The organism is Corynebacterium camporealensis (assembly GCF_000980815.1).
GTDB lineage: Bacteria > Actinomycetota > Actinomycetes > Mycobacteriales > Mycobacteriaceae > Corynebacterium > Corynebacterium camporealense.
The window spans coordinates 1,019,468-1,032,189 of sequence record NZ_CP011311.1 but is presented as its reverse complement, the minus strand read 5'-3'; the positions used below and the strand labels follow the sequence as shown (position 1 = coordinate 1,032,189).

The 12,722-nt window shown below is 58.3% G+C and carries 9 protein-coding genes and 1 pseudogene; 7 read left to right on the top strand and 3 right to left on the bottom strand.

What is annotated here, in order from left to right; translation table 11 throughout:
* The first annotated feature begins 7 nt into the window (after positions 1-7).
* Together moaC and mobA are read left to right on the top strand one after the other, a co-directional pair.
* Positions 8-484, top strand: a complete 477-nt coding sequence (gene moaC / locus UL81_RS04850) for a cyclic pyranopterin monophosphate synthase MoaC (RefSeq protein ID WP_035105645.1) — start codon at positions 8-10, stop codon at positions 482-484.
* Positions 478-1,026, top strand: coding sequence for a molybdenum cofactor guanylyltransferase (gene mobA / locus UL81_RS04845; protein WP_035105647.1), 549 nt, complete (start codon positions 478-480; stop codon positions 1,024-1,026). The genes moaC and mobA overlap by 7 nt, the downstream gene beginning before the upstream one ends.
* A 36-nt stretch (positions 1,027-1,062) precedes the next feature.
* Here the strand turns inward: mobA and UL81_RS04840 are convergent, their stop codons facing one another.
* On the bottom strand, positions 1,063-1,539 hold the full coding sequence (locus tag UL81_RS04840; protein WP_035105648.1) for a molybdopterin-binding protein: 477 nt from the start codon (positions 1,537-1,539) through the stop codon (positions 1,063-1,065).
* A 242-nt stretch (positions 1,540-1,781) separates the two neighbouring features.
* Between UL81_RS04840 and UL81_RS04835 the strand changes: the two are divergent.
* From UL81_RS04835 to narI, 5 genes and pseudogenes are all read left to right on the top strand, one after another.
* A pseudogene (locus UL81_RS04835) lies at positions 1,782-3,116 on the top strand (nitrate/nitrite transporter).
* A gap of 16 nt (positions 3,117-3,132) precedes the next feature.
* Positions 3,133-6,873 (top strand): nitrate reductase subunit alpha, encoded by a 3,741-nt coding sequence (locus tag UL81_RS04830; RefSeq protein ID WP_035105649.1) that lies wholly within the window; start codon positions 3,133-3,135, stop codon positions 6,871-6,873.
* A complete protein-coding gene (narH, locus tag UL81_RS04825) occupies positions 6,873-8,465 on the top strand; it encodes a nitrate reductase subunit beta (protein ID WP_035105651.1) in 1,593 nt (530 codons plus the stop codon). Before UL81_RS04830 ends, narH begins: the two co-directional genes overlap by 1 nt.
* A 3-nt stretch (positions 8,466-8,468) precedes the next feature.
* Positions 8,469-9,284, top strand: a complete 816-nt coding sequence (gene narJ, locus UL81_RS04820) for a nitrate reductase molybdenum cofactor assembly chaperone (protein WP_081961441.1) — start codon at positions 8,469-8,471, stop codon at positions 9,282-9,284.
* A gap of 9 nt (positions 9,285-9,293) precedes the next feature.
* Positions 9,294-10,076, top strand: a complete 783-nt coding sequence (gene narI, locus UL81_RS04815; protein WP_035105652.1) for a respiratory nitrate reductase subunit gamma — start codon at positions 9,294-9,296, stop codon at positions 10,074-10,076.
* An 82-nt stretch (positions 10,077-10,158) separates the two neighbouring features.
* Here narI and UL81_RS04810 read toward each other — a convergent pair whose 3' ends face one another.
* Positions 10,159-11,514, bottom strand: coding sequence for a multicopper oxidase domain-containing protein (locus UL81_RS04810; protein WP_035105654.1), 1,356 nt, complete (start codon positions 11,512-11,514; stop codon positions 10,159-10,161).
* A 14-nt stretch (positions 11,515-11,528) separates the two neighbouring features.
* Positions 11,529-12,689, bottom strand: coding sequence for a beta-carotene 15,15'-monooxygenase (locus tag UL81_RS04805; protein WP_158407906.1), 1,161 nt, complete (start codon positions 12,687-12,689; stop codon positions 11,529-11,531).
* Positions 12,690-12,722: the final 33 nt, after the last annotated feature.

The window sequence follows — 12,722 nt, the reverse complement described above, 5'->3', positions numbered from 1 at the left end:
AGCAGACATGAAGTTCACTCACCTTAACGAGGCCGGTTCGGCTTACATGGTCGATGTCACCGAGAAGAAGCCCACGGTGCGTTCTGCGACCGCTCAGGGCGAAGTAGCCTGCTCGCCGGAGGTACTCGAGGCACTGCGCGATGGCACTGTTCCTAAGGGTGACGTGCTCGCAGTCGCGCGCATCGCTGGTATTTCTGCTGCCAAGAAGGTCCCCGACCTACTTCCGTTGGCTCACACCATTGGCGTGCACGGTGCCGCTGTCGACCTGGAAATCCGCGACGACCACGTCTTTATCGAAGCCACCGTCCGCACCGCCGATCGCACCGGCGTAGAGATGGAAGCACTTACTGCTGTCTCCGTGGCCGCCCTGTCTGTGATCGACATGGTTAAGGGCGTCGATCGCTCCGCTTACATCCGCCGCAGCGGCATTACCGCAAAGTCCGGTGGTCGTTCTGGCGATTGGTCCCGGGACCTGCCGTGCTAGGAGTCATCGTCCTCGGCGGTGGCAAAGGCACCCGCATGGGTGGTGTCGACAAAGCAGGAGTCACCGCCCACGGTGAAGCTCTCATTGATCGCCTCTACGACCAGCTACCTGATAACGCACAACCACTGCTGGTCTCGCCCTACCCACACAACCGCCCACAGGTCGTAGAAGACCCACCCTTCGGCGGCCCCGTCGCAGGCATCGCCGCCGCCGTTCCCCACTTAGACACCGAGCACATTGCAGTGCTGGCTGTCGATGCCCCGGATAGCCCGCGGATGCTGCCGAGGTTAGTCGAAGCATTAACCGAACAGGACGCGGATGTCGCGGTGACCGTATCCGATGATTACCTCCAGCCCTTGTGCGCGGTCTGGAACGCTGACTCCCTCCGGGCAGCGTTGGAACGTATCGGTGACCCACAGAATGTCGCGGCGAAAAGACTGTTGAGAGCAGCTGCCTCATGCGTAGAAGTCGACGGCAATGGCTATGAGAATGACGTCGACACCCCAGAAGAGCTCGCGCAGTTACCAGCACGCGAGTCTTAACGCGGCTCGCTGAGGGCAGCCGCGCTAGGAACAATGTCAGAAGATATCTCCTAGCAGCGGCAGTACGACGCCGAGCGTGTCTTTAACACCTCCCTTAGAAGAGGCGGAGTTAATGATTAAGCTACCGCCGCCGTGCTGCGTGAGTCCGATGATTCCGCGGCACAGTCCCGCCTTCGGCGAGTTCTTCAGACCTTCGAGCAGTACTTGGGTCTCCAGGCCGTAGAGGCGGGCATCGATAAGCTCTGCACTGATTTCCGGGGTGTAGTTGCCCACCCCAACTCCGGTCGAACCCACGACAGCAATGACGTCGATACCGTCGTCGACGCAAGCTTTGAGCAACTGTCGTAGCGGCTCTTGGCCTTCCGGGATGACCTCCGTTCGAGATACATGAACGTCATGGTGAGACAACAAATGCGCGGCGAGGTCACCGGAGATGTTGTCGCGTTGCTTTTCATAAACCCGGTCTGAGGCGACGATGACTGCGCCGGTGTAGCGCGCGGGGGTAGTTAGCATGGCTGCTCCTTCAAGTAGCGACCTCTTCGTTTGGCCACTATGACCAATTCCACACACAAGAGGTTGGTGCCGTTGGGAAAAATATTCAGCTTTCCTACCAGCAGAAACTGTTCCAATGATGATTTCCGCAACACAAATGTTTCTTATTTGCGCAGGTAGATCCATATTTTTCGGGACGCGTTTTACGTTATCGCCCTGTAGATTGGTAACTGTTGTATTTTCTACGGATTTAATGAGGAAAAATGACCTCTCTCGATACCTCAGGCAAGGTCCTGCAAGGTTGGGATCCTGAAGACCCCGACCACTAGGACTCTAAGATTGCCTGGCGCACACTCACTGTCTCCACCGCGACCCTCATCATTGGTTTTGCGGCCTGGTACCTAGTCTCGGCCATTGCCCCCATGCTCAATGAGATCGGTTTCGATCTCAGCGCCGGTCAGCTGTATGCACTTACTGCTGTGTCTGGTCTGGCGTGCGGCTTGCTCCGCCTCGTCTTCATGTTCTTGCCGCCCATCCTGGGCACCCGCAAGCTCGTCACGCTGTCTGCGCTGCTCTTCCTGCTGCCTATGTTTGGTTGGTTCTCCGTTGTGCAGCGTCCCGACGCTTCCTTTGCAGAACTGCTCGCCATCTCCTTTGCCTCCGGCATCGGCGGTGGCGTCTTTTCTGGACTGATGCCTTCTACCGGCTACTTCTTCCCCAAGCGCATGTCCGGTACTGCACTGGGTCTGCAAGCCGGAATCGGTAACTTCGGCATCTCCTGCATCCAGCTGGTCGCACCGTGGCTAATGGGCTTTAGCCTCATCGGCATCGGCTTCGTTGCACCGCAGCGCATGGACGATGGCAGCGAAATCTTCGTCCACAACCCGGCTATCTTCTTCGTGACGTGGACCATCCTGATGGCAATCTTGGCATGGACGATGTTGAAAGATGTCCCGGTCAAGGCGAACTTCCGCCAGCAGATCGACATCTTCGGCAACAAGAACACCTGGATTCTCACCATCGTCTACCTGATGACCTTCGGTGCATTCTCCGGCTTTGCCGCCCAATTCGCGCTGATGATTAACGACCTTTATGGTCAAACCTCCGATTTCGCACAGACCATGGACACATCCTCCCTGCCTAATGGTGCAGCTTATGCCTTCCTCGGCCCACTGATCGGTGCCTTGGTTCGTGCACTGTGGGGACCGCTGTGCGATAAGTTCGGCGGCGCTATCTGGACTTTCATTGGTTGTTTGGGCATGACCATCTTCACCGCGGTCGCTGCCCTCTTCCTTAACCCGTCCTCGCCGGATCAGTTCTGGTGGTTCCTCGGTTCCATGCTGGTGATGTTCTTCTTCACCGGTCTCGGCAACGCCGGCACCTTCAAGCAGATGCCAATGATTCTGCCGAAGCGTCAAGCTGGCGGCGTCGTCGGCTGGACCGGCGCGATTGGCGCCTTTGGCCCCTTCATCGTCGGCATGCTGCTGTCCTTTGTCTCCATGCCTGTCTTCTTCTGGGGCTGTGTCGTCTACTTCGCCCTGACCACCGTGCTGGTGTGGATCTACTACGCCCGCCCGAACGCTCCCTTCCCCGGCTAATTTTTAGGAGTTTCCCATGACTACCCACGTTGAGCCTGAGAACGGCAAACTCAATCCCCTCTTCAAACTCGGCGCGTACCTCCGCAAGGGCGAGGCCAGCGACTCCGGTCAGCAGCTCTTCCTCAAAGGCGGCCGCCAAGCCGATGTCTTCTACCGTGACCGCTGGGCCTTCGACAAGATGGTGCGTTCCACCCACGGTGTGAACTGCACTGGTTCCTGTTCCTGGAAGGTCTACGTCAAAGACGGTGTCATCACCTGGGAATCCCAGGCGGTTGACTACCCGACCACGGGCCCTGACATGCCAGAATACGAGCCACGTGGCTGTCCGCGTGGTGCGTCCTTTTCCTGGTACACCTACTCGCCCACCCGCATCCGCTACCCCTATGCCCGTGGCGTCTTGGTCGATATGTTCCGCGAGGAAAAGGCCAAGCACGACGGCGATTCTGTACTGGCATGGCGTGCCATCCAGGAAGATCCGGAAAAGCGTCGCGCTTATGTCTCCCAGCGCGGCAAGGGCGGTTTGATCCGCATCAGCTATGCCGAGGCCATCGACATGGCAGCTGCTGCTCACGTATATACCGTGCGCAAGTACGGCCCTGACCGCATCTTTGGCTTCACAGTCATTCCTGCAATGTCCCAGGTGTCTTATGGCGCCGGCATGCGCTTCCTGCAGAGCATCGGTGGCGTTGGCCTGTCCTTCTACGACTGGTACGCCGACCTTCCACCAGCATCACCGCAGACCTTTGGCGACCAGACTGACGTCCCGGAATCTGGCGACTGGTACAACTCCTCCTACCTGATGATGTGGGGTTCCAACATCCCGGTCACCCGTACTCCGGACGCGCACTTTATGGTGGAGGCTCGCTACAAGGGCACCAAGGTCGTCGTGGTCTCCCCAGACTTCGCCGACAACACCAAGTTCGCCGACGAGTGGGCACGCGTGGAGCCAGGCATGGACGCCGCTTTGGCGTTCTCCATGGGACACGTGATCTTGAAGAAGTTCCACGTCGATAAGCAGGAGCCGTACTTCCTGAACTACATGCGCAAATACACCGACTCGCCATTCCTGGTGGAGCTGGAAGAACGCGCTGATGGCACCTACACCCCAGGTAAGTTCCTTACCGCTGACAAGCTTTCCGATGCCGCTTTGTCTGGCTCTGCCAATGCCTCCTCCCGTGGCCTGGTCATGGAAGAAGACGGCCGTGTCGTTGACCCGGGCGGAACCATGGCAGACCGCTGGGATACCGAGTCATCCAAGTGGAACCTCTCCCTGGATAACGCCGACCCAGTGATGTCGATGGCAGAAACTGACGGCTTTGATACCGCGGAAGTGCTCTTCCCACGTTTCGACCTCGACGGCGCACCCGATGCCGAGGGCGAACACGGCCCCATTGGCGCCGGTGTCACCCATCGCGGTGTGCCTGTTCGCGACGTCGAAGGACGTAAGGTCACGACCGTCTTCGACATTCTGCTCGCCCACTATGGTGTCAACCGCGAGGAGCTCAACCTGCCTGGAGAGTGGCCAGCGGACTTCTTCGATGCATCTGCGATCGGCACCCCGGCATGGCAGGAAGAACTCACCGGCGTACCGGCTGAGCAAGCCATCCGCATTGGTACTGAATTCGCGCAGAACGCTGCTGATTCCCAGGGCCGTTCCCAGATCATCATGGGCGCAGGCGTTAACCACTACTTCCACGCCGACACCATCTACCGCACCTTCTTGGCGTTGACCTCCATGTGTAGCACCCAGGGTGTCAATGGTGGCGGTTGGGCTCACTACGTGGGTCAGGAAAAGCTGCGCCCGATGAACGGCTGGTCCCAGTGGGCCATGTCTGCGGACTGGCAGCGCCCACCGCGCCACATGATCACCACGGGCTTCTACTACTTCGCCACCGAGCAGTACCGCTATGACAATTCGCGCGCGTCCCACTTGGGCTCGCCGCTGGCGTCGCGCAACAGCATCGGTGACAAGATGGTTTCTGACACCATGGCGGAGTCCATGCGTCGTGGCTGGATGCCTGCGTACCCGCAGTTCAACCGTAATAACCTCATCGTTGCGCAGGAAGCTCAAGACAAGGGCGTTGATATCAACGACTACGTCGTGGATCAGCTTTCCAAGGGTGAGCTGGAGTTCTCCTACGACAATCCTTCCGCGGAGGAAAACTGGCCGCGCATCCTGCTCAACTGGCGTACCAACCTCATGGGCTCGTCCGCCAAGGGCACCGAGTTCTTCCTCCGTCACCTGCTGGGTGTGGACTCCGATGCAACAGCAGAGGAACTGGCTGAAGAGGATCGTCCGCGCACCATCAAATGGGTCGATGAAGCCCCTGAGGGCAAGCTCGACCTGATGCTGACGACTGATTTCCGCAACACCTCGACGACGTTGGTCTCCGACATCATCCTGCCTGCTGCTACCTGGTACGAAAAGCAGGACATGTCGTCGACAGACATGCACCCCTTCCTCCACTCCTTTAACGCGGCTATCAACCCGCCGTGGGAGGCACGCTCTGACTTCGAGGTCTTCCGCGACCTGGCCGCCAGCTTCTCGTCCAAGGCCGCCAAGTGGCTCGGCGTACAGACTGACATTGTCACCCAGCCCAGCCACCACGACTCCCCAGATGAGATGGGCATGCCCAACGGCATCGTTCCTGACGTGGAGGAAGTTGGCTACGTCCCGGGTAAGACGATGCCGAAGCTGCATGTCATCGAGCGCGACTACACCAAGATCTACGAAAAGTGGTCGCACCTGGGTCCGCTTCCAGCCAAGGCTGGCACCGCTACCCACGGCACGAAGTTCGATGTCTCCGAGCAGGTGGAAGAGCTACGCCTGATGAACGGCACGTCCGAAACCTCGATGGGTGAGCTTATCGACCTCACCAAGGAATCGAAGGTCATCGACGCCATCTTGCTGATGTCTGGTGTGTCCAACGGCAAGCTAGCCAAGCAAGGCTTTGAGTTCCTCTCCCAACGCACGGGCAAGGACCTCACGCCTTTGGGCAATGCTGATGAAGACGTCCGCATCACCTGGGATGCCATCAAGGAAAGGCCCACCGAGGTCATCACGTCTCCAGAGTGGACTGCGGACAAGCGCAACAAGCGCCGCTACACCGCATTTTCCATCAACGTGGAATTCGACAAGCCGTGGCATACCGCCACCGGTCGTATGCAGTATTACGTCGACCACGACTGGTACCTCGACTACGGCGAAACGCTCCCGATCTTCCGTCCTCCTCTGGATCACCTGCGCATGCACGGTGAGTTCCTGCCGGGACAGACCTTGGAAAACGAACGCGGTGAAGTTGAAGTCACGCTGCGCTATCTCACCACCCACAACAAGTGGTCGATTCACTCGCAGTACTTCGACAACCTGCACGTACTCTCGATTTCTCGTGGTGGCCAGGTCGTCTGGATGTCGGACAAGGACGCCCAGAAGATTGGCGTGAAGGACAACGAGTGGGTGGAAGTCTACAACCGCAACGGTGTGGTCTCTGCTCGCGCAATCGTCTCGCACCGCATCCCGGAAGGCACGATGATCTGTAACCACGCCCAGGAGCGCACAGTGGGCACCCCTATCAACGAGCACACCGGTCGCCGCGGCGGTACGCACAACTCGTTGACCCGTATTTCGATTAAGCCCGTGCACATTGCTGGCGGTTATGGCCAGCTGACTTACCACTTCAACTACATCGGCCCTACCGGCAATAACCGCGACGAAGTCACGCGCGTTCGCCGCCGTTCCCAGGAGGTTTCCTACTAATGAAGGTCATGGCCCAGATCTCAATGATCATGAACTTGGACAAGTGCATTGGTTGCCACACTTGTTCTGTCACCTGTAAGCAGGCGTGGACCAACCGTGAGGGTGCCGAATACGTCTGGTTCAACAACGTCGAAACCCGTCCCGGCGTCGGCTACCCGCGCTCCTGGGAAGACCAGGAGAAGTGGAAGGGCGGTTGGGAGCGCACGTCTTCTGGCAAGCTCAAGCCACGCGCTGGTGGACGCGTACGCAAGTTGTTCACGCTCTTCCACAACCCCAACCTTCCTACTATCCAGGACTACTACGAGCCCTGGAGCTACCAGTACGAAGACCTGATGAGCGCTGGCAAGAACCAAAAGACCCAACCGACGGCGCGTCCGGTCTCCCAGATCGATGGCCGCGTCATCAACAAAGTCGAGTGGTCTTCGAACTGGGATGACAACCTGGGTGGTTCGACTGCCACGATGGACGAAGATCCGATTCTCCACGAGATGTACCTCGAGGTGAAAAAGGAGATCGAAGACTCGTTCATGTTCTATCTGCCGCGTATTTGCGAGCACTGCATGAACCCGACCTGTGTGTCTTCCTGCCCTTCCGGTGCGATGTACAAGCGCACCGAAGACGGCATCGTACTCGTTGACCAGGACTCTTGCCGCGGCTGGCGCATGTGCGTTTCTGGTTGCCCTTACAAGAAGGTCTACTTCAACCACAAGACCGGCAAGGCTGAAAAATGTACGCTGTGCTACCCGCGTCTGGAAGTCGGACAGCCCACCGTTTGCTCTGAAACCTGTGTGGGCCGCCTGCGCTACCTCGGCGTCATTCTCTACGACGCTGACCGCGTGGCTGAGGCTGCAGCGACCGAGAACGAGCAGGATCTCTTCGAAGCCCAGAAGTCAATCATGCTGGACCCGAATGACCCAGAGGTTGTTCGCGCTGCTGAGGCTGAGGGCATCCCGCACTCCTGGATTGATGCTGCACAGAACTCGCCCATATACGACTTGATTTTCAAGTACGACCTGGCGCTTCCACTGCACCCGGAATACCGCACCTTGCCGATGGTCTGGTACATCCCGCCGCTGTCCCCCATCGTTGACCAAGTCACCGCTTCCGGTAACGACGGCGAGGACCACCGCATCCTCTTCAGTGCCTTGTCCAACATGCGCATTCCGCTGGTATACCTTGCCGGACTCTTCACTGCTGGCGACACTGTGCCGGTGGAAAAGTCACTGCGTCGTCTGGTTGCCATGCGCTCTTACATGCGCGACATCAACTTGGGCCGTGAGCCGCAAGAAGAAATCGCTGCTGCAGTGGGCATGACGGGACGCGATATGCAGGACATGTACCGCCTGCTGTCGATTGCTAAGTACGACGACCGCTACGTCATCCCGACGGCCTCCCCGGAAAGCCCGCGTGGCATTAAGAACCTGGATCCGTTTGGTGATGTCGACCCGGCGCGCGCGTCCGAGGATGTCTTCCATGACCTCGGTATGGGAGCTCCCGAAGCGTGTACCTCCGGTTCCCAGGGCTCCGGCAAGGTCAACTTGCTCTCCTGGACCGGTGACCGTCCTGATTCCATGTTCCCGGATAGCAGGTAGGCCATGAATATCTTTGATAAGTTGCGCTCTCGCCAGGCGCAGGTGTCTTCGACACCGCCTGACGATGCAGTCGCTGGCTTCGGCACTCCCGCCGGTGTGGCCAGCAAGGGTTCAGCCAAGGATTTGCAGCGTACTCAGCGGACGCATACTGGTCCTCTGCCAGAGCATTTTGTTGAGTCCGTCCCGGTTACTGAACAGCAGCGTCGCATAGTCGCAATGGCTGCGTCGGTGTTGTTGGCCTATCCAGAAGAAGACTTCTTTGACCGCCTAGAAATCGTCGAGGAACAGGTAGCTCAACTACCTGCTCCTATCGCTTCTGATTTCGGGCGCTTTGCCGACTGGCTGCATGCTGCTGGACTCCGTGGAGTCGAAGAGCACTACGTAGAAACCTTCGACCAACGCCGCCGGTGCTCGTTGTTCTTGTCCTACTTTGCCGTGGGCGATACTCGCCAACGAGGAATGGCTATCTTGTCCTTCCGCCAACAGCTAGAAAGCTTAGGCTTTGAAGTTCCCGACGATGAACTCGCGGATCACCTCTGCGTCGTCTTGGAAGCTGTTGGCTTAACCGAAGGCGAGACCCATGAGCGTGCCGTAGAAATGCTGGGCAGCTACCGCGAAGGCATTGAAGTTCTCCGCGCGGCTCTAACGGCGTTGAACTCTCCTTATGCCCTCGTGATTACTGCACTGTGTAAGGCACTTCCAGAAATCAGCAAGGACACCGCGCAAAAGTACATCGACCTCATCCGCACTAGCCCGCCCGCCGAAATGGTTGGTATTGCGGATCTTCCTTTCCCGACCGCCCAGCCCTCTCATATCTAAAGGACCACCATGTTTAACAACTTTCTCTTTGGTGCTTTTCCCTGGTTGGCCATCGCCGCTTTCGCCATCGGTATGTTCTGGCGCTGGCGTACTGACCAATTCGGATGGAACACCCACTCCACTCAGATCTATGAGTCGAAGCTGCTTCGCCTCTCCTCCCCGCTGTTTCACTGGGCGATGGTCTTCGTCATCATCGGCCACCTCATGGGCTTGGCATTCCCGAAGGAATGGACACGCGCAGTAGGTATCAGCGATACCGCCTATCACTGGATCGCCACCATCCCCGGCACGATTGCCGGAATCGCAGCGCTTCTGGGATTTGCCGGTCTGCTCTACCGCCGCTTGGTCAAGCGCTCTGTCTTCCTCGCAACGTCGACCTCCGACAAAGTGATGTACGTCTTGCTAGGCTTGTCCCTGCTATCTGGTTTCATCGCGACGTTCTCGTTGCAGTTGCTCGATATTCACGGCACCCATGGTTACGACTACCGTGAGACCATCTCGCCGTGGATTCGCCAGTTGTTGATCTTCAACGTACAACCAGAACTGATGGCAGACGTCCCGTGGCAGTTTAAGGTGCACGTCATTGCCGGCTTCACCATCATCGCCGTCTGGCCGTTTACCCACCTGGTCCATGCGTTCTCCGCGCCAGTTGGTTACACCACGCGTCCATACGTGGTCTACCGCTCCCGCGATCAGCGCACCACCAGCATGCAGTCCCACACTGCTTGGGAGCCGATTCGTTCCCACAGACAACAGCTAGATGACAACGAGACTCCTTCCCACGGTGCTTAACCTCCAGGGCACCTAGGAAGTAGGAAGGCCTCGCGGCTACTAACAACTAGTAACGCGAGGCCTTTAGTATGCCCAGGTTCGCTTATTCAGTGACCACAATCTGGCCTTGTTGGCCCTTTTCTGCACTGGTCATCACGTGATTGACGAAGGTGTAGGTGCCTGGCTCATCGAAGGTCATCTCGACGAAACCTCCCTGTGCGGGCAGCAGGCTGAGTGCCTGCGAACCGGTGTCGGTTTCATCTTGGATGAGGTAGCGGCCTTCGCTGTAGACAGTGTCGAAGACTTCGCCGACCACGTGGAAGCTCAGCGGCTCGTCTGGACCAACGTTAAGAACCCAGAAGCGCACCGTATCGCCCACCTTGGCCTCTAGTGGGTCGCGCACGTATTGGCCTGGGTTGTAGTTAAAGGCCATCAGATCATTTCGGCCATCGGCGACTCGTTGTGGGTCAGCGCCGTCGTTTTGCTCACCGATAAAGAAGCCGGAGGCAACCAAGGCGTACTCGTCATCGACATCGGAAAGCTCCGGCGGATCAATGATGACTGCACTGGCCATGCCGTTCGCAATGTGCAGGCTCATCGGCGCGGTGGCGCAGTGATACATCCAGATACCAGAGCGCTTAGCGGTGAACTCATAGGTCAGTTCTTCACCCGGTTGGATAGTTTTCATGTTCTCATCCGGGTTGACCTCACCGGCGTGGAAATCCACCGAGTGACCCATCGTGCCTTCGTTCTTCAAGGTAATGCGGAAGGTATCGCCCACCTTGCCTCGCAGTGTCGGACCTGGTGCTTGGCCGTTGAACATCCACTGCATCTGCTTAACCCCTGGTGCAACCTCGCGGATTTCTTCGGTCATCGTCCAGGTTTCTTCATGCACGGTTCCGTTAGCGGAAGTCAGCTTCGGGTCGAAGGCTTCGAAGTCATCGTCAGGCGCGGTTAAATCTGCAGCGGTAGGTACTTCGCGGATGGGTTCATCACCGCTGGCATCGGCACCGCCTGCGGCAGCGGCGTCCCCTTCACCGACATTGACCATGAACTTCATGCCCTGGATGGAGTGTCCCGCGATCGTGCACAGGCCCTCAATGGATTCATTGATGACACCGGCATCCAACGCCACGGTGTCACCCGGATCGACGCGACCGGTTTCGGCATCGCCAATCTTCAAGTCGTGGACCTGGTCACCGGTGTTGGTGAAGTTCACAACCAGATGACTGCCCTGCGGCACATCCACCGAGTCGGGCACGAAGGCCATGCCTTCCACACTGACGTCGACGGTAACGGTATCGCCACTAGTCACCGGCTGGTTATCAGTTGCGGTGGCATTACCACCATCGGCACGGAGGTTAAGCACCGCCAACAAACTCACCGCAATGATGGCCAGCACGATAATCAGCCATGCTTGCCATTCAGAACGCGTCGAGCGGGTATCGGATTCAGTCATGAGTTCTTCTCCGTTTAAACAGGTCGCAGCACCATGCTCGCCAGCGCCACCATGTGCGCGGCAAGGCCAGCTGCGAGAAAAGCTATACCAAGTTTAGTAGGACCAACCAGCGTCAAAAATGCACCTAGGTTAAGCACTCCTACGCGGATCCAGCCCGGCTTGTTTGCTGGCTGTCTGCGTCGTGCAAGCGTAGGCACCAAGTGCTGCAAAGCACCTGCCACCAACTGCAATACGCCACCACCCACGAGTGCCGGAAGCAACACAGTGGTCAGTTCCCGCGGGGCGACGCCAAGAGCAATGGCGATACCATCGGCAGCCTGCACAGCCAGCACCCACAGGACTCCTGCACAGACGGAAAGGCTGGGCGTCGTCAGACGCGGGCTCGCACCCAAAACCGAGCTCAAGACCGGCTGCAGCAGGTACACCGCCGCGCAAACGCAGAGCACTTGCCCAATGGCAGCAAGCACGTGCCACTGCTCTACTAAACCGATGAGTGCGAGCAGTAGACCTAAGCAGTGAACGAGCAGCGTGCGCGGTGCGCGTTGCCGGGCACGTGGGGAAATTGGTGCGCCAGCCAAGGTTGGCAGGAAGGTTACGACCGTTCCCAGCACGGTCAGCCAAGCAAGGCCCCATAGTGTCGCGCGGGAGTGGGCGGCGATCAGCGCGTCGTAATTACTCCACTGCGCCCCGGCGGCAAGTGCCAGGCCAATGGCAACGACCATGAATGCAGCAGCACCCACGTAGAAAGGCACAGTAACGGCAAAAGCCCCGGACAACGCGCCTTTCCACGCAAGGAAAATGGCCACGCTATGCCAGATGAACACTGCGAGGATGCACACGGTGGCGAGGTAAAAAGCCACGCTCCACAGCGGTACGAATAGTAGAACCAACACGCTGGCGTTAAGAAGCCCTACGCGGGTGGCCACTGCGCGATGGTTTGGCGTGGGACGACGCGTTAGAGCTTCGGTGAAATGCGTGGAGTAGACAAGAATGGCTGTGCTTAAAGCACCCAGAGTTAGGACATGGATACGCTGCCACCAGGTCAGCTCCGCACCGAGTAACGCTGCGATGTTGACGCTAATGCCGACGAGCAGCCAGAAGCTCACGATGCCGCCGGCCCATGCGTGCCAGGCACTACCCCGCCCCAAGGGCGCCGGTGTCTGACTAGCTCGCATTATTTCCACGAATTTAATCGTACTAATTGCCTG